Genomic DNA, 16,947 nt, shown 5'->3' with positions numbered 1-16,947 from the left:
CCATGCCGCCCAAGGCAGCCGCAACCGCCGCGACGCCGGCGATGAGTTTCTTGAATTGCATAGGAACCTTCCTGCTCCTTCATCGGCTATTTGAATCCCCGGCATGACGAGAATGAGTCATGGACCGGCGATTCCTGTGTTCCTGTCATAGCGGACGAGTCCGCCATGTTGTGGAGCCTGTATCCTTCACCACAAATTCGCTCGCGGGCTTCTGGCCCCGGCGTCTACCGCAATGTGAACGTACCCATCACCTTGTCCGGGGCGTATTCGGCGAAGTCGTCGCTGGCCGCCGCAATATGGCTTTCTCCGCGCCAATCGGTCAACGACCAGCTGTCCCAGCTCATGGTGGCGCCGGCAATCCCGCCGTCGTCCCCGCCGATATCGACGGGGACCGGAACCACGATGGATTGCCCTTCGGCGAGCGCGATGTCGTCCATGATTCCGCTGATGCGTCCGAGCGTCGTCTTGCCCTTCTTGAGATCGAACGTCAGGTTCAGCCCGCTGAGCGTGCCGGGCACGTGGCTGCGCACGGTCACGGCGATGATGCGCTTTCCGGTGTCCACGGTCGACCCGCCGGCATCCGCCCCCTGCTGGATGCCCCGGTCCTCGATGCCCGTGATCTCCAGCGGCGCGGACGGCGCCTCGGCGGCGGGCAGCCCGAGCTTGCCGCGCAGGTAGACATCCGCTTCGCTGACGCCGTAGGCATCGAGCGAGATCAGCTCGTCGCTGGCGGACGGCGTGACCGAGTCGGCGACATACGAGGCCTGCCGGGCCTTGGCGTCGTATTCGTTGGCGACGACGGCCGCCGCATTGGCGACCTCATCGGGCCAGGTGCGTGACCGCAGCGCCTTGGCGGTGGCGCGCAGCACGGTGGCGGCCTTTCCCGCGGCGGCCCTCGTGGCCTTCAGATCACCGCCGTACAAGGTGTTCATCGCGTCGCGCAACGGCTGGATCGACGGCTTGACGGCTTCCAGATAGTACTGCCCCGCGTCCTTCTCGCTGAGCCTGGCCCCCTTGGCGGGATGCTCCGAGGTGTCGGACGTGTTGACAAACGGCGCGTCGCCGTCCAGGGCGTATTTGGCGTCCTGCGGGCACACCACGCCCGTGATCGCGGTCACGATGCCGCCCGGATCGCCGCCGAACATATACCCGACACCCAGCGACGCGCCTATGGCGACGCCCATCGCCACGACGATGCCCACCGCCTTGCGCACCGGGTGGTAAGTCATACGCCGGAGTTCGGCGTCGGCTTCGACGACGGCCTGCTCATGGGTGAGCGGCATATCGTCGTCATCGATGCCGTCCGCATCGGAACCGTGCCGACTGTCGTGTAACCTTGCCATGCATAACCTCGCTAGTTGTACAGTGAACTGGAGATGCTGATCAGGTCACCATCGCCCAGCCCTTCCCATGTCGCGCTGTTGGCGAACTCGAATTCCAGGTTGAAGCTCTGCCGGTTCGGCGCCAACATCGTGCCGTACCGGCCACCGATACGCCAATGCCGTTCCTGGGTGGAGTCGAGATAGCCTCCCCACTGGTCGGCCTCGGTGTACAGCACGGTCGTGTCGTAGAGCACCGCCCGGAACCTGACGGTCAGCCGGTTCCGGGACAGGTCGACCTTGCCGGTCTGTATATAGTCACGGTCGAAATCGTCTATGGTAATCCCGTGTTGCTCGCGCAGGTCGGACGCCGCGGCCTGGTCCTCATCGGACATGTACGAATCGTCCCGGCCACTCTCGTTGTCGTCGACCGTTATCTCGTACGCGGTCACGTCGCCGTATCGCTTCACGAAGTCGCCCCAGCTGTCGCCCGGCTGGACGCCGCGGGACGTGACCAGCGCATGATCGCAATCCCTCTTGTCGATACGGCACCGTGCGCCGCGCTTGACGCCGCTGCTGGTGGCGTCGTCGCTGAGAATCGTGTACTGGCTGGGGTAATGCCATGTGCGCGCCGAGCTGATCGGCTTGCCTGTGGACGGCTGTCGCAGCGAATATTCACTGACCGGCAGGTAGCCGATCGGCGGGTTGTCATGGAATATCAGCAGCGTGGTTTTGTCGCGGATCTGGAGCCCGAAGAAGATCAACGCCACCACGGCCGCGATGGCCGCGAACACGACGGCCACCGTGCGATGCGATTCGCGGTCGATCGCGGCGAACTCGTGCTCCAGATGGCGCATCGCCTCCGCGTCGCCTTCGCCGGCCGAAGATGCGGTGGAGTCCTTGGGCTTCCCCGCATTGCCGGATTTCCCGAAGCCGCCTGGTTTGGCGGGGTCCTTGCGTTTCTCGGCGTTCCCGCCGAACCGGCCGGACTTGCTGAAGATGTCATCGTCGCCGTCGAAATCATGTTCTGACATTGCCGTCACCTGACCTTGAACGCGTTCAGCACGTCATAGCCGCCTGATTGGACCGCAGTGAACGATGCGAGGTGCTGCTCCCCCGCCTTGTCCTCCACATACCATGCCGACGGCACGAAACGGTCGCCGCCGCGCAGCAGTTTCGGGTCGATTTCCATGGTGAGCTTCACCGTGTCCCCCTTATGGATGCCGCCGTGCTCGATGATGTCGCCATCGTCATCGAACTGGATGTCGGAGCTGGCCCTCACGCCGGTCTCGCGGATGGTGCCGTCTTCGCTCAGAAGATTGAATTTGATGGACAGCCCCGTTATCTCGGCCGGGACCTGGTCGGTCACGGTGACGGTGAAACAGTGCCGGTCGACTTCCTGCTGACCGCCGTCCTTGGTGGTCTCCAGTCCCTTGCAGGCTCCGCCGTCGGCAATGTCCCGTATGTCGAACGGGACGGCCGTCTCCGGCTCGTCGGGCAGTTTCAGCGCGCTGCGGATTACCTGCTGCGCTCCGGATGGCCTGAATTCGCCGAACACCATCCAGTCGATCGCCTCGCCGTTGCGGTTGCCGGCGAGGTTGGTATAGATCGCCGCGCGCTCCTGATATTCGATGATGACCATGCGGATCTGCTTGGTCAGTGATTTCGGCCAGGTGCGGGCGGCGAGGGTCTCCGCCGCCTGTTGCGAGAGGTCACGGGCCTTGGCGGCGGACTTGTTCACCGCATCCTTGTCGCCGCCGACCGCGGCGAGGCGCACGGCGTCGTATGCCGCGGCCGTGCCTTTCACCGCCTTTGCGAAATACGGGCCGGCCTGGGATCGGCCCAGCTGAGGGCCGGACGGCTGCAACGGCTTGAACCCGCCATAACAGTAGTCCTTCTCGTCCGCGACTCCGGTCTGGTGCGAACAGTTGACAGGGGAGCCGGTCTGGAGGCTGCGCCGCCAGCAGAATCCACTCACCAGCGATGCGACGATGACCACGACGACCAGCAGCGTCATCCGGCGGTGCCGTTTGCGCAGCAGTGTGACGGCCTCGGCATCGACCTCGGCGGATTCGGCGTCGTCGGTGATGTCATCGGTGATGCCGTGAATGTCCTCGGAGGCATCGCTCACATCGCGGGTCTCATCGGCGACCGGCGTATCCCAACTCTTCTGCGCCTTCATCACCACCATCTCCCATTGCCCGAATCCCAATCCGACATAATCGACGCCATCTTATCAGCCACAACACAACCCCGCTAGGCCAATCCCACGATGTTAAGCCCGGGGACTGTCGAGCGAAGCGAGACTGGGGGGGGTCAATCACAGATATCCCGACACCCCAAATACAAGGTCCTCATGAAAATGTATCGATTACCCCAAAGAGTGCGCATGAAAATGCAAGGAACACTGCAATGAAGCGGTTTCCCACGGCTGATCTCATTGACCCGGAACACCACCCCAGTTCACAGGTCATAGATATAACGTCGCACGGAATATATAGCAATGTGCCCCGGCATCCGAAGAGGCCGGGGCACATGTATTCATGTGGTCAGCTGCTAGAGCCGAACCGACGAATCAGAACTCGCGACATGGACGGTCGCCAGACCGACCATCAAACAACACAGCGCGGCGCGCCAACCGCGAGTTCTGATTGAAGCGACGCAGGAGCGGAGATCAGAACTCGCGGTTGGCGCGGTAGAACTTGATCAGGGACTGGGTGGAGGCGTCCTGGGCGGCGAGGGCGTCGTCGTCCTGAGAGATGGCCGGGGTGATCTGCTTGGCGAGCTGCTTGCCGAGCTCGACGCCCCACTGGTCGTAGGAGTCGAGGCCCCACACGGTACCCTCAACGAAGGTGATGTGCTCGTACAGGGCGATGAGCTCGCCAAGCGCGAACGGGGTCAGAGCCACACCGAAGATCGAGGTGGTCGGGCGGTTGCCGGAGAACACGCGGGCCGGAACGATCTCTTCCGGGGTGCCTTCGGCGCGGACCTCGTCAGCGGTCTTGCCGAATGCCAGCGCCTTGGTCTGCGCGAAGTAGTTGCCGAGGAACAGCTCATGCACGTCCTGGTCGCCGTCCTTGGTCGGGTTCGGGGTGTTCACGAACGCGATGAAGTCGGCCGGGATGAGCTGGGTGCCCTGGTGGATCAGCTGGTAGAAGGCGTGCTGGCCGTTGGTGCCGGGCTCGCCCCAGAAGATTTCGCCGGTCTCGGAGGTGACGGGGGTGCCGTCCCAGCGCACGGACTTGCCGTTGGATTCCATGGTCAGCTGTTGCAGGTAGGCCGGGAAGCGGTGCAGGTACTGGTCGTACGGCAGCACGGCGTGGGAGGCGACCTTGAAGAAGTTGCGGTACCACACGTTCAGCATGCCGAGCAGCACGACGACGTTCTTCTCGAACGGGGTGTTGGCGAAGTATTCGTCGATCTCGTGGAAGCCGTGCAGGAACTCCTCGAAGCGGGCAGGTCCGAAGACCACGGCCAGGGAGGTGCCGACGGCGGAGTCGACGGAGTAACGGCCGCCGACCCAGTTCCAGAAGCCGAAGGCGTTGTTCGGGTCGATGCCGAACTCGGCGACCTTCTCCAGGTTGGTGGAGACGGCGACGAAGTGCTTCTTGATGGCTTCGGCGTTCTTCTCGTCGGAACCGTCGATGGCACCCTTGGCCTTGAGCTCCTCGAGCAGCCAGGTGCGGGCCTCACGGGCGTTGGTCAGGGTCTCCAGCGTGGTGAAGGTCTTGGAGACGATGATGAACAGGGTGGTCTCCGGGTCGAGGCCCTTGGTCTTCTCGGCCAGGTCGTTCGGGTCGATGTTGGAGATGTAACGGGCGGAGATGCCGGCGTCCGCGTAGGGCTTGAGCGCCTCGTACACCATGACGGGGCCCAGGTCGGAGCCGCCGATGCCGATGTTGACGACGGTCTCGATCTTCTTGCCGGTCACGCCGGTCCACTTGCCGGAACGCACTTCGTCGGCGAAGGCGTAGATGCGGTCAAGCACCTCGCGCACGTCCTTGACGGTGTCCTGACCGTCGACGATGTACTTGCCCTCGTCCTCGACCGGGCGGCGCAGCACGGTGTGCAGCACGGCGCGGTCCTCGGTGTTGTTGATGTGCACGCCGGTGTACATCGCCTTGGTGCGCTCGTCGAGCTTGACGGCCTTGGCGAGGTCGGCGAACAGCTGGAGGGTCTCCGGCTTGATCAGGTTCTTGGACAGGTCGAAGTGCAGGTCGCCGGCGTCGAACGACAGCTTGTCGACGCGCTCGGCGTCATCGGCGAACCACTGCTTGAGGCTGACGCCCTCGGCCTGCAGCTCGTCATAGTGCTTCTGCAGCGCGGCCCACTCGGGGGTCTTGGTGGCGTCAACTGGCGGATTGATGGCCATGGTATTGGTCCTTTCATCATCACTGTACGCCGGAGTCGGCTCTCCAATGCTGGCGGGCCACACCGGTTACTTCGCTTACCAAGATACTCACAAAAGCGGACAGAAACAAACAAAAAATACCCAAGATGAACAACCGTGACCGACACGACATGCCCGCGCACGACATGCCAGCCGAACTTGCATAAATCCACGGCATACAGTAAAGTCTCATTCTTGTGCGCAGGTTCATCAACGAATCGGCAGCATGCCACTTTAGCTCAGTCGGTAGAGCGGCTCACTCGTAATGAGCAGGTCGACAGTTCGATTCTGTCAAGTGGCTCCATACCCCTAGGCTCCGCGCCTAGGGTTTTGTATATCCAGCCGTTTCGACGGGTGGCACGCGCGAGTGGCGAAATCGGTAGACGCGCAGGATTTAGGTTCCTGTGTCTTTGACGTGAGGGTTCAAGTCCCTTCTCGCGCACGCGGAACCATACCTCCGCAATCGCCACAGGGAATAGAGAAGCATGACCGCGATACTGAAACCCATAGCGTTTCTGCTCATCATCGTCGCTGCGTATCTGGTCAAGCGGGCGGGACTGTTCAAGCCACGCGACTATCGCGTCATGCAGGTGGTGGTGTTCGATTTCACGCTTCCCGCCTCCATCATCGTCTCGTTCGCCACGAACCCGCATCATCTGAGCATGCTGCTGATCTCGGTGTTCGCCATCGTCTTCGGCCTGCTGCCGCTGCTGCTGGTGTATGCGGCGACCCGGCACAAGCCCGTCGCGGACCGCGCGTTCCTGATGCTCAACTGCTCCGGATTCAACATCGGCAATTTCTGCTTCCCCGTAATCCAGACGTTCATGGGGCCTTCGGCGCTGGTCACCGCCTCGATGTTCGACATCGGCAATTCCGTGATCGTGACCGCCGGCTCAAACGTGATGACGACGTCGCTGCTGCACATCGACATGGACCGGCCGCTCACCGAACAGCATGCGGGAGCCGCGCCGACACTTCCCTATTCGAAGCCACGGGACAAAGACGCCCGCAGGCTCGCCCGCCGCGCGAAGGCCAAGCAGATCCTCAAGGGATTCCTTACTTCGGTGCCGTTCAACGTGTATCTGCTGATGATCGTGGTCATGCTCTTCAGCATTCACATCCCGGCGTTCGTGCCGACGCTGCTGCAGCCGGTGGCGGATGCGAACTCGTTCTGCTCGGTGTTCATGGTGGGCATGCTGATGGATTTGCCGCGCACCGGCAAGGATGTCGGCAGCGTGCTGCGGGTGCTCGGTTGGCGCTTGCCGCTCGGCGTGCTGTTCGCGGCCGCTTGCTGGTTCCTTCTGCCGTTCGATGCGTCCGTGCGAAAGACGGCGGTGATGCTGTCGCTCGCGCCCACGGCCGTGTTCTCGACACTGTTCACCGACCGCGTACTCGGTAACGCGAAGCTCGCCGGGTTCACGCTGTCCGTCACCGCGGTCATCTCAATCGTGCTGATGACCATCGTGAATTTCGTGATTCCCGCGTGAGTGCCGAACATGCGCTCTCAAAACTCGCAGATACGATTTCACCGATTTCGCGGAAACGGCGGAAAATAGCGGAAAACCGCAAAAACCCGTTTTTGTATCTGCGAGTTTTGAGAGCGTGATTCTACCGCAACAGCGCCTCGACCGCCGGCACGAGAGCCCTGATGGCTTTGCCGCGGTGCGAAATCGCGTTCTTTTCCGCCGCGTCCATCTCCGCGCTGGTCAGCGGATGGTCCGCAGCGGCCCGCTCCGGCTGGTCGTCCGGCACGAACAGCGGGTCGTAGCCGAAACCATGCTCGCCGCGCGCCGCGCGCAGGATGCGCCCCGGCATTTCGCCGATTTCGACGGTTTCGGAGACGATGGCGTGCCTCCCGCCCGCCACAGGGGCCGCGGAATCCGGCACGGCCAGTGCGGCGGCGCAGCGGAAACGGGCCGTGCGCGCCGCGTCCGGGATGTCGGAGAGCTGGGCGAGTAGCAACGCGTTGTTCGCCGGATCATTGCCATGCTCCCCCGCCCAGCGCGCGGACAGGATGCCAGGCGCGTTGCCCATCACGTCCACAATCAGTCCGGAGTCGTCGGCGATGGCCGGCAGGCCGGTGAGACCGGCCACAAACCGCGCTTTGAGCAGTGCGTTCTCCTGGAAGGTGACGCCCGTCTCGACCGGGTCGGGCAGGCCGAGGCTGCCGGCGGAGACAAGCTCCACCTGAGCGGCGTCCGCGCCCAGATCCTCTTCGAGAATGCGGCGGATTTCAACGAGTTTGCCTTCGTTGTGCGTAGCGACGACGAGTTTCATGGGGGTCCTTTATTCCTTACCTATGGTTGTGCATGACGGGGTGAGGCCGATCGCCCGCCGGCGGCGTGCCCGACTCGTTTCAATCGAGCGAGAGGGCGGCACGCTGGGCGGCCTGAAGCTCCTTGTTGCCCTTTTCGGCGAGGTCGAGCAATGTGTTGAGTTCGGCGCGGTTGAACGGGCGGTGTTCGGCGGTGCCCTGGATCTCGATGAAGTCACCGGATCCGGTCATCGCCACGTTCATGTCGGTCATCGCCTGACTGTCCTCGATGTAGGGCAGGTCAAGCATCGGCGTGCCGTTGATAACGCCGACCGACACCGCGGAAACGGCGTCTTTGAGCACGCGGTCGGCCGAACGAATGTGGCGCTTCTGCTCAGCCCAGCGCATCGCGTCGACCAGCGCCACATACGCGCCGGTGATCGAGGCGGTGCGGGTGCCGCCATCAGCCTGCAGCACATCGCAGTCGATCTGGATCTGGTTCTCGCCAAGCGCCTTCATGTCGACGACGCCGCGCAGGCAGCGGCCGATCAGACGGCTGATCTCATGGGTGCGGCCGCCGACCTTGCCGCGCACTGACTCGCGGTCGGTGCGCTCGGCGGTGGCTCGCGGCAGCATCGAATATTCGGCGGTCACCCAGCCGAGTCCGGAATCCTTGCGCCAGCGCGGCACCGACGGCGTGAACGTCGCCGTGCACATCACGCGCGTGTTGCCGCATTCGATGAGTACCGATCCTTCGGGCACGTCCGTGAAGTGCCGCGTGATGCGCACCGGGCGCAGTTCGTCCACTACGCGGCCGTCCGCGCGAATCACCATTGCCTTGTCCAACATGTCTTTGATTTCAGCCATGCCTTCAACGTAGCACCATGCGGCGAACGTGCCCGCAGCGCGGCACGTCTCCCGCCGCCGCTGCGGCAGCCATCGTGACCGCCGTCACGCCGAATGGCTCTTGCGCGAGTCGCCGCGCGACACTAGGGTTTTGAATAACACACGATTCTTGTCTTGCGGGAGGGCGGTCATGGTCGATTATTCACCGGCACTGATGACGGATATGTATGAGTACACGATGCTGGACGCCAGCCTGAAGGATGGCACGGCGAACCGCAAATGCGTGTTCGAGGTGTATACGCGCCACCTGCCCGAAGGCCGCCGTTACGGCGTCGTGGCGGGCATCGGCCGCATTCTGGATGAGCTGAGTCGGTTCCTCCTCAGCGACGAGGACCTGCGTTTCCTGTCCGACCGCAAGGTGGTTAGCAAGGAGACGATTTCGTGGCTGGAGAACCTGCATTTCTCCGGTTCGATCAAGGGTTACCGCGAGGGCGAGATGTTCTTCCCGAATTCGCCGATTCTGCAGGTCGAGGGCACGTTCGGCGAGTGCACGCTGCTGGAGACGCTGGTGCTGAGCGTGCTGAACTATGATTCGGCGGTCGCATCCGCCGCCTCGCGCATGGTGAGCGCAGCGAAGGACCGCCCCTGCATGGACATGGGCGGGCGCCGCACCAACGAGTGGGCCGCGGTGGCAGCCGCACGAGCCGCGGTCATCGGCGGTTTCCAGGGCACAGCGAACCTGCTTGCGGCGCAGCTGTATGGACTGAAGGCCATCGGCACCGCCGCGCACTGCTTCACGCTCGTACATGATGACGAGCGCAGCGCCTTCGCCTCGCAGGTCGAGGCGCTTGGCCGCAACACCACGCTTCTGGTGGACACGTACAACGTCGAAGAGGCGGTGAAGACCGCCGTGGAGGTCGCCGGTCCTCAGCTGGGCGGCGTGCGCATCGATTCGGGCGATCTGGCCGCCATGGCGCAGCGCGTGCGCAACCAGCTGGACGCCCTGGGCGCGACGAACACGAAGATCACCGTCACCAACGATCTGGACGAGTACGCGCTGGCCGCCCTGCAGAGCGCGCCGGTGGACTCGTACGGCGTGGGCACGATGCTGGTCACCGGCTCCGGTGCCCCGACCTGCGCGATGGTGTACAAGCTCACCGAGCGCGAGAATTCGGCTGGCGTGATGCAGCCCGTGGCGAAGAAGTCGAAGGACAAGGCCAGTGTTCCCGGCCGCAAGCTCGCCTACCGTTCATATGAGTATGGTCTGGCCGAGACGGAACATGTGATCTCCGGATCGGAAACCCAGCTGGCCGAGTATCGTCCGGCTGAGGGATGGAAAGACCTGCTGGTCGACTACGTCGACCACGGTGACATCGATTCGCGTTATCAGGGTCACGCCGCCATCGCCGACGCGCACGAATACCGGGCCAAGGCCCTGCGCGAACTGCCGATCACCGCGCAAAGCCTGATGAAAGGCGAGCCGGTAATCCCCACCGAAATCACCGTACTGTAATCCCTCTCGCCCCGCGAGCTCGATGTCAAGCCCGGTCAGCACCTCGACCATCACGGCCACCACCTTGCTGACGCTGATGTGTGTGGATGCCAGCGTGTCGAAGAACCAGTCGGAATACGCCCATGTCCTCGGCAGCGCATGGCTTTTCTTCTCTTCCGGACCGAACCGCGTGGCCCATTCGCGGCGGACCAGCATGTCCATCTGCTCGCGCTCGAACCGCTTGCCCTCCGCCTTGTCGGCGAACAGCGACAGCGGCGACTTGTAGTACTGGCGTCCGTCGCTGTACGAGTTCTCGCGCTGCTTCTGCATCATCTTCTGCTTCATGCTCTCCAACCTGTCGTTGGAGACCTTCAGGCCCTCGCGAAGATGCCGCGCCTCGCCCTGCAGCTGGGTGAGGTACTGGAACACCTCGTCGGCGGCGGACTCGTCGATATGGCCGTCGTCGTCGGTGATAAATTCGACGAGCTCCTGCATCGAGTCGAATTGCGTGCGCGTCATGGCGGCACCTTCCGGCAGGGCTGCCGACAGCCCCCACGTCGCTTTCGGGGTGACGAGGTCGAATACGGCGGCGACATCATGCAGATTCGAGGCGAGGCTCTTCGCGTCGAACAGGGGCTTGCCGAAGCGACGGGTCACCACTACCGCGGGATGCTGGCGGTCGGGGGACGTCAGGTATTCGGATAGGGCTTCGGCCTCGTCGGCATCGCTGATGGCAATCGCAGTGCCCGTCATCGTATCGTAAGGTTCCAGTGGCTCATATTGCGATGAATTGGATTGCGCTGTCATGGCGAACGGTGATGTGCCGGTCTGTATCGAACCTGATTGTGCGGAACCAGACTGTGCGATGGCATCGATCCCTGCAACGCTTTCCCACCATTATTTCATATTTCACGCGGCATGTTCCACAATGTCCGCTTTCACGATAGACGCCGTTTCTTCAAGATTCCGGGGAATCCGCGCGATGTGCTGCACCGATGAGCATCACCGCAAAAAAAACCGGGCGGGAAAGAACCCGCCCGGCAATGTCATGCTCGGCCACGCCGATACCGCATCAGCGGCCCTTAATCTCGGAGCCGATGACCTTTTCGCTCAGCGCCTTCGGACCGCGCGTCACGGCGACCGCGCCGGAACGCACCAGCTCGATCACGCCGTAGTGCTCCAACAGACCCAGCAGCGCGTCGATCTTGCCTTCGGCACCGGTGGCCTCGATGGTCAGCGACTCCGGGTTCACATCGACAACACGCACACGGAACAGGCGCACGATCTCCAGCACGTCAGAACGGTTCGACTCGTTCGCCGCCACCTTGATGAGCACCAGTTCACGCTCCACAGTGGTGTTCGGATCGAGTTCGACAATCTTGAGCACGTGCAGCAGCTTGTTGAGCTGCTTGATGATCTGCTCCAGCGGCACGGCCTCCACGTCGGCGGTCACGGTGACGCGGGAAATGTCCGGACGCTCGGTCGGCGAGACGGACAGCGAGTTGATGTTGAACGCACGACGGGCGAACAGGCCGGCGATGCGGGCCAGCACGCCGGGACGGTTCTCGACGAGCACCGACAGCGTGTGACGCTCGGAACCGAGGCGGGAAGCGGGATACATAGCCATAATCACTTACTCCTTATTCCTTGGCAACCGTGCCGTCACGCCTGGTCACCATCGTCGACGCCCTTGTGCAGCAGCGGCTGCGTGCCCGGACGATACGCGACCTCGTTGTTGGACGCGCCGGCTGCCACCATCGGCCACACCATGGCGTCCTTCCATACGCGGAAGTCGATCAGCACCGGACGGTCGTTGATCTCGTTCGCTTTGTTGATCGCGTCAATCGCCTCGTCCTCGGTGAACGCGCGAAGGCCGACACAGCCGTACGCCTCGGCGAGCTTGACGAAATCAGGCACGTCGAAGAACTCTCCGCCTTCCTTCGAATCGCCGTCAGCCAGGTTGGTCTGGGAGTAGTGCTGCCCGAAGAACAGAGTCTGCCACTGGCGCACCATGCCGTACACGGAGTTGTTGATGATGGCGATCTTCACCGGCGCATGATCCAGGAACGCGGTCGTCAGCTCTTCGGAAGTCATCTGGAACGAGCCGTCGCCCGCGATCAGCCACACCGGCTTGCGCCCCTTGAAGTCGCGCTGGGAGCCGACCGAAGCGCCGATGGCGGCCGGGAGGCCGAAGCCCATCGTGCCGAGGCCGCCGGAGGAGATCCACGAATGCGGCTTCTCGAAATCAATCAGCTGGGCCGACCACATCTGGTGCTGACCGACGTCGGACACCCAGATCGTGGAGGGGTCGGCATGGTCGGACAGCTGCTTGATGACCCACTGCGGCGCGAGCGAACCATCGGTCGGCTTATCGCACGGCTGATCGTAATCGATGGCATATTCCTCGCGCAGGCGGTTGAGCTCGTCCCACCACGGCTTGAGGTTCGGCTTGCCGCCGATGGCCTGAGAACGCTTGATTTCGGGAATCAGGTCGTTGAGCACGGTGGACACGTCGCCGACGATCGGCACGTCGGGAGCGCGGTTCTTGCCGATTTCGGCTGGATCGATGTCGATGTGGATCACCCGCGCACCGGGTGCGAACGCGTCAAGCTTGCCGGTCACACGGTCGTCAAAGCGCGCGCCGATGGCGACCAGCAGGTCGCAGCGCTGCGCGGCCGCGGTGGCGGCGACGGTGCCGTGCATGCCGAGCATTCCAAGCGCCTTGGGGTTCGAGTTCGGCACGATGCCACGGGCCGGGAGCGTGGTGACGATCGGCGCGCCGGTCACTTCGGCCAGTTCGGCCACTTCGGCGGACGCGTTGGAACGCACCGCGCCACCGCCCACGTACAGCACGGGACGGTACGACTGCGCGAACAGCTTCGCCGCATCCGAGATCACGCGGCCGTGCGCCTTCGTGGTGGGGTTGTAACCGGGCAGAATCATGCGCTGCGGCCACGAATAATACATCTCGCCGGTCTGCGCGGTCTTGGTCAGGTCCACGACCACCGGGCCGGGGCGGCCCGAACGGGCGATATAGTGCGCCTCGGCGAGCACGCGGGGGATATCCTGTGCGCGGGTCACAAGATACGAGTGCTTGACGACCGGATAGGTCGCCCCAACGATGTCCGCCTCCTGGAAGGCGTCGGTGCCGATGGCGTTCACGCCCACCTGACCGGTGATCACGACGAGCGGCACGGAATCCATGTTCGCGTCGGCGATTGGGGTGATCATGTTCGTCGCGCCCGGGCCGGACGTGACGATGCACACACCCACGCGGCCTGTCGCCACCGCATAGCCTTCGGCGGCATGGCCGGCGGCCTGCTCGTGGCGTACGAGCGTAAACCGGAACTTCGTATCGTCGTTGATCGCGTGGAACACCGGCAGGATGGCGCCGCCGGGCAGGCCGAACACGTCCTGCACGCCCAAATCCTCCAGCGCGCGAATCAACGCCTGCGCGCCGGTCATTTTCTCACCGTCGATGATCGTCTGCTTGTCTGCGGATGCGGTGTTTTTCGGAACGCCGCTGAACGCCTGCAATGGTGTGGGTAGAGCCATCATGTCCTCTCAACTCAAATCGTTCGGTCATATGCCTGGACCCGTCGCGCCTCGCGAGCGTTCATGACTTGCGTGCGCCGACGGTCACGATGCGCGTTCGCTTGTGGCTATGGCGTCTGTGATTCGTATTTTCTCAGTTTAAGCATACAGGTGACAGCATCGCGCAATCGCCGTTCACCAGTTGGTCAGTTGCCGGCCGAGCCGCTGCGCCGGTGCTTGGACGAGCCGTTCTTGCGGGCCGCCTTGAGCGCGGGCGCGTACCGGTCGAGCTCATGCCAGGCCATTTCCGCCGCGGCGAGCTGCGCCTTGCGCTTGCTGGTGCCGGTACCCTTGCCGATGATGTCGTCTTTCGGGCCGATGGTGGCCTTGGCGGTGAATTCCTGCGCGTATTCGGGGCCGGACACGCTCATGCGGTACCGCGGCTCATCCAGGCCGAGCTCGTGCGCCTTCACGGTCAGCGAGGTCTTCCAGTCCAGGGCTGGTCCTTCGGTGGCCACTTCCGCCAACGTGTCGTCGATGAGCCGGTGCACGACCTTGCGCGCGCCTTCGATGCCGTGCTCCAGGAACGTGGCGCCGATCAGCGATTCGACGATGTCGCACAGAATGGAGCTTTTCTCGGCACCGCCGGACTCCGCCTCGCCGTGCCCGAGCAGGATGAACGGTCCGACGTGCAACTTGTCCCGGGCGATCGCCGACAGGGCCTCCTCCGAAACGGCCTTGGCGCGCATCTTCGCCAGCTGGCCTTCGGTCATGTCGGGATGCAGCGTGAACAGCGTCTCGGTCGATACCAGTTCCAGCACGGCGTCGCCGAGGAATTCCAGCCGCTCATAGTTCGATGTGCCGGGGTGTTCGTGCGAGAACGAACGATGGGTGAGCGCCTGTATCAGCAGATCCGGGCTGATGGTGACGCCCAGCGCGGAGAACAGCTCTTCGCGCGGTTCAGGTTCAGTCATGTTTTTCTCCTTGTCCACCGTATCCGGCCGCACGCGCACGCCCTGAACGCATACGCGCAGTGTCCGGATGGCAATATGCGACAATATACGAAGACCCTGCCACCCGTCGATGGCAGGGTCTTCATTTCGCTATCGGCATTCGGCTGCGATCACTTGGTGTGAGCGGAGCGAATGGCTGCGCGGTACACGCGGCCGCGGTAGGAGCCGCAGCTCGGGCAAGCCATGTGCGGCAGCGCCGGAGCGCCGCAGTTCGGGCATGCGATGGTCTGGGCGGCGGTAGCCTTCCAGTTCGCGCGACGCGAGTGCGTGTTGGCGCGCGAGGTCTTGTACTTAGGCAGTGCCATTTGTTATTCCTCTGTTTCGTTCGAACAATTGAGCTTAAGCGTACGGTATCTTAACGCATCGCCCGTACAACGGCATGTCGCGGCATCGCGCGAGCAGGTTCCCAGACCCGCACGCCGATCGCCCACCGTTACTTGTCGCCGTGCTCCTCGGCCTCCAGCTGGGCCTTCAACCCGGCCAGAGCCGCGAACCGCAGATCGGTCACGTCATGATGATGGTCCGGGTGCTCGTTGAGGTCGACGCCGCACTGCGAGCACAGTCCCCGGCAGTCCTCGCGGCACAGGGGCTGCAATGGCAGCGCCTCCACCAGCGTGTCACGCAGCAGCGCCTCCAGGTCGGCGAACGCCCCGTCTCGGCTCAGCGGATACACGTCCTCGGACTCGTCCTCCCCCGCGACGATCTCCACGTCCTCGTTCTTGGGCTTGCCGTGCGAGCGGGCCTTCGCGCTCTCCTCGTAGGGGAAGAACGCGACGACGTCCACACCCCAATCGCGCTTGATGGGCTTGAGGCAGCGTGTGCACTCGGCCGCGACGGGCGCTTCGATGCGAGCGGTCAGCACCAGGCCGTCGACTATCGAGTCGAACGAGCCGTGCACGCTGACGTCCGCGCCCTCCTTCACGCCGATGACCTCATCGCCGATGCCGCTCGGCGCGGGAAACACCACATCCACCGTCTTGGACTGCCCCGGCCGAGACGTCACCTGCGCCACGCTGACCGCCCATGCGGAATCCTCCGGTCGTGCCATACAAATCTCCTCCCTGCTGCTGCCGCGCATGCTGTTGCGCGTTCCGTTACACTCCGGCGCGCCCCTACTGCGCTTCCGGATAATCGTTGATGTTCAGGTGCGGCATCTGCTCGCCCGCCGCACGCTGCCGTTCCTCAAGCACGTTGAGTCCTGCCTGCACGTCGTGACTGAGCTTGCCGAGCTGCTCCTGCAGGCCGGTCATCACCGTCGTGCAGTACTCGTCGGCGCCATTGGTCAGATGGTCGGCACGCGCCTGCGCCTTGTCGAGAATCGCACGCGCACGCTGCCGCGCCTTGTCGGTGATGTTCTCCTGGCCGACGAGGATCTGCGCCTGCTTGTTGGCCTCGTCCAACGTGTCGGCGGCACGGCTCTGCGCCGACGCGATGATGGCGTTCGCCTGCGTCTGCGCGGATTCCAAGCGCCGCTCGGCCTCGCGCATCAGCGCGGACGCGCGCTCCAGCTGCACCGGGAGCATCCGCTTGAGCTCGTCCAGCTGACCGGCGAACTCCTCGCGGTCCACACGCACCATGCTGGGCGCGAACAGGCTGGTCTTCGCGGCCTCCAGCGTCGCCTCCATCGAGTCGATGATGTCATAGACGGTGGTGAACTCCTCGCGGGACTTCACCTCCTCGGGGTTCATGTCGGCCTTCGGATCCAGCGTCTCGCGCAAATCGGGGAGCTGACTGATCGGGAACGTCGGCTTGGACTGCTTCGCGTAATCGGATATGTCCGGCTTGTTCTCGTGCGTCGCAGCGGCGGCCGGCTGCGGCTTGTGCGACATTTCGTCCCACACGCTGGCAGGTGCCGCGCTTTCCGGCGCATCGTTCAGCCGCGCCGCGGCCGCATACGTGACGCTGTAGGCGTCGGTCGACTGCGCGGCCGGCTCGGTGCCGGTCGCGGGATTCATGGCGGCGCCGCCGTCGTTGCCGTCACCGACGTTGACGATGCCATCGTTCGTTGATTCATCCATGCTGCATCTCTTTACTTTTATTCCGGTCACGTATCAGCGACCGGAAAACCCAGACAATATCATATGGGATTCGCGTCGCGA

The 16,947-nt window shown here is 63.6% G+C and carries 14 protein-coding genes and 2 tRNA genes; 4 read left to right on the top strand and 12 right to left on the bottom strand.

Going from position 1 to position 16,947, the window contains the following annotated elements; translation table 11 throughout:
- Window positions 1-224: 224 nt before the first annotated feature.
- From BBBF_RS01800 to pgi, 4 genes are all read right to left on the bottom strand, one after another.
- Window positions 225-1,343: a hypothetical protein gene (locus BBBF_RS01800; protein WP_003811918.1), complete on the bottom strand. Its 1,119-nt coding sequence runs from the start codon at window positions 1,341-1,343 to the stop codon at window positions 225-227.
- Window positions 1,344-1,354: 11 nt separating this feature from the next.
- The gene (locus BBBF_RS01795) at window positions 1,355-2,353 is read right to left on the bottom strand and encodes a hypothetical protein (RefSeq protein WP_003815322.1); all 999 of its coding nucleotides are present in this window, start codon (window positions 2,351-2,353) and stop codon (window positions 1,355-1,357) included.
- Window positions 2,354-2,358: 5 nt separating this feature from the next.
- Entirely contained in the window at window positions 2,359-3,501 is a 1,143-nt protein-coding gene (locus BBBF_RS01790) for a hypothetical protein (protein WP_013389550.1), read from the bottom strand.
- 492 nt (window positions 3,502-3,993) lie between these two features.
- Window positions 3,994-5,691 (bottom strand): glucose-6-phosphate isomerase, encoded by a 1,698-nt coding sequence (gene pgi, locus BBBF_RS01785; RefSeq protein ID WP_021647602.1) that lies wholly within the window; start codon window positions 5,689-5,691, stop codon window positions 3,994-3,996.
- A 246-nt stretch (window positions 5,692-5,937) separates the two neighbouring features.
- Between pgi and BBBF_RS01780 the strand changes: the two genes are divergently transcribed.
- The 3 genes from BBBF_RS01780 (at window position 5,938) to BBBF_RS01770 (ending at window position 7,196) form a co-directional block, all read left to right on the top strand.
- Window positions 5,938-6,013: transfer RNA gene (locus BBBF_RS01780), tRNA-Thr, on the top strand.
- A gap of 57 nt (window positions 6,014-6,070) precedes the next feature.
- Window positions 6,071-6,151: transfer RNA gene (locus BBBF_RS01775), tRNA-Leu, on the top strand.
- A 43-nt stretch (window positions 6,152-6,194) separates the two neighbouring features.
- Window positions 6,195-7,196, top strand: a complete 1,002-nt coding sequence (locus BBBF_RS01770) for an AEC family transporter (protein ID WP_003811908.1) — start codon at window positions 6,195-6,197, stop codon at window positions 7,194-7,196.
- A 121-nt stretch (window positions 7,197-7,317) separates the two neighbouring features.
- Here BBBF_RS01770 and BBBF_RS01765 read toward each other — a convergent pair whose 3' ends face one another.
- Window positions 7,318-7,986: a non-canonical purine NTP pyrophosphatase gene (locus tag BBBF_RS01765; protein ID WP_003811906.1), complete on the bottom strand. Its 669-nt coding sequence runs from the start codon at window positions 7,984-7,986 to the stop codon at window positions 7,318-7,320.
- A gap of 79 nt (window positions 7,987-8,065) precedes the next feature.
- Window positions 8,066-8,830 (bottom strand): ribonuclease PH, encoded by a 765-nt coding sequence (gene rph / locus BBBF_RS01760; RefSeq protein WP_003811904.1) that lies wholly within the window; start codon window positions 8,828-8,830, stop codon window positions 8,066-8,068.
- A 169-nt stretch (window positions 8,831-8,999) separates the two neighbouring features.
- Here rph and BBBF_RS01755 point away from each other — a divergent pair, with 169 nt between their 5' ends.
- A complete protein-coding gene (locus tag BBBF_RS01755; protein WP_013363100.1) occupies window positions 9,000-10,322 on the top strand; it encodes a nicotinate phosphoribosyltransferase in 1,323 nt (440 codons plus the stop codon).
- Between the two features lie 1,051 nt (window positions 10,323-11,373).
- Here the strand turns inward: BBBF_RS01755 and ilvN are convergent.
- From ilvN to BBBF_RS01715, 6 genes are all read right to left on the bottom strand, one after another.
- Window positions 11,374-11,928, bottom strand: a complete 555-nt coding sequence (gene ilvN, locus BBBF_RS01740) for an acetolactate synthase small subunit (RefSeq protein WP_003811897.1) — start codon at window positions 11,926-11,928, stop codon at window positions 11,374-11,376.
- Between the two features lie 35 nt (window positions 11,929-11,963).
- Window positions 11,964-13,856 carry an acetolactate synthase large subunit gene (locus BBBF_RS01735; RefSeq protein ID WP_013389545.1) on the bottom strand — a complete coding sequence of 631 codons (1,893 nt, stop codon included), beginning with the start codon at window positions 13,854-13,856 and terminating at the stop codon, window positions 11,964-11,966.
- Between the two features lie 185 nt (window positions 13,857-14,041).
- On the bottom strand, window positions 14,042-14,809 hold the full coding sequence (rnc, locus tag BBBF_RS01730) for a ribonuclease III (RefSeq protein ID WP_003811893.1): 768 nt from the start codon (window positions 14,807-14,809) through the stop codon (window positions 14,042-14,044).
- Window positions 14,810-14,958: 149 nt separating this feature from the next.
- A complete protein-coding gene (rpmF, locus tag BBBF_RS01725) occupies window positions 14,959-15,153 on the bottom strand; it encodes a 50S ribosomal protein L32 (RefSeq protein ID WP_003811892.1) in 195 nt (64 codons plus the stop codon).
- Between the two features lie 128 nt (window positions 15,154-15,281).
- Complete coding sequence (locus BBBF_RS01720) at window positions 15,282-15,896, bottom strand: YceD family protein (protein WP_033510095.1); 615 nt, start codon at window positions 15,894-15,896, stop codon at window positions 15,282-15,284.
- A gap of 64 nt (window positions 15,897-15,960) precedes the next feature.
- Window positions 15,961-16,866 (bottom strand): ATP synthase subunit B family protein, encoded by a 906-nt coding sequence (locus BBBF_RS01715; protein ID WP_003815742.1) that lies wholly within the window; start codon window positions 16,864-16,866, stop codon window positions 15,961-15,963.
- Window positions 16,867-16,947: the final 81 nt, after the last annotated feature.

Origin of the sequence: Bifidobacterium bifidum ATCC 29521 = JCM 1255 = DSM 20456, assembly GCF_001025135.1 — a bacterium.
Classification (GTDB): domain Bacteria; phylum Actinomycetota; class Actinomycetes; order Actinomycetales; family Bifidobacteriaceae; genus Bifidobacterium; species Bifidobacterium bifidum.
Note: the sequence above shows the minus strand (reverse complement) of the source record. Positions and strands in the feature narration are given on the sequence as shown.

What these genes read in the sequence shown, in the direction of transcription:
- BBBF_RS01800 (WP_003811918.1), bottom strand. Translation starts at nt 1,343, where the DNA reads ATGGCAAGGTTACACGACAGTCGGCACGGTTCCGATGCGGACGGCATC.
- BBBF_RS01770 (WP_003811908.1), top strand. Translation starts at nt 6,195, where the DNA reads ATGACCGCGATACTGAAACCCATAGCGTTTCTGCTCATCATCGTCGCT.
- BBBF_RS01720 (WP_033510095.1), bottom strand. Translation starts at nt 15,896, where the DNA reads ATGGCACGACCGGAGGATTCCGCATGGGCGGTCAGCGTGGCGCAGGTG.
- rph (WP_003811904.1), bottom strand. Translation starts at nt 8,830, where the DNA reads ATGGCTGAAATCAAAGACATGTTGGACAAGGCAATGGTGATTCGCGCG.
- BBBF_RS01755 (WP_013363100.1), top strand. Translation starts at nt 9,000, where the DNA reads ATGGTCGATTATTCACCGGCACTGATGACGGATATGTATGAGTACACG.
- rnc (WP_003811893.1), bottom strand. Translation starts at nt 14,809, where the DNA reads ATGACTGAACCTGAACCGCGCGAAGAGCTGTTCTCCGCGCTGGGCGTC.
- BBBF_RS01715 (WP_003815742.1), bottom strand. Translation starts at nt 16,866, where the DNA reads ATGGATGAATCAACGAACGATGGCATCGTCAACGTCGGTGACGGCAAC.
- BBBF_RS01795 (WP_003815322.1), bottom strand. Translation starts at nt 2,353, where the DNA reads ATGTCAGAACATGATTTCGACGGCGACGATGACATCTTCAGCAAGTCC.
- BBBF_RS01735 (WP_013389545.1), bottom strand. Translation starts at nt 13,856, where the DNA reads ATGGCTCTACCCACACCATTGCAGGCGTTCAGCGGCGTTCCGAAAAAC.
- ilvN (WP_003811897.1), bottom strand. Translation starts at nt 11,928, where the DNA reads ATGGCTATGTATCCCGCTTCCCGCCTCGGTTCCGAGCGTCACACGCTG.
- BBBF_RS01790 (WP_013389550.1), bottom strand. Translation starts at nt 3,501, where the DNA reads ATGAAGGCGCAGAAGAGTTGGGATACGCCGGTCGCCGATGAGACCCGC.
- rpmF (WP_003811892.1), bottom strand. Translation starts at nt 15,153, where the DNA reads ATGGCACTGCCTAAGTACAAGACCTCGCGCGCCAACACGCACTCGCGT.
- BBBF_RS01765 (WP_003811906.1), bottom strand. Translation starts at nt 7,986, where the DNA reads ATGAAACTCGTCGTCGCTACGCACAACGAAGGCAAACTCGTTGAAATC.
- pgi (WP_021647602.1), bottom strand. Translation starts at nt 5,691, where the DNA reads ATGGCCATCAATCCGCCAGTTGACGCCACCAAGACCCCCGAGTGGGCC.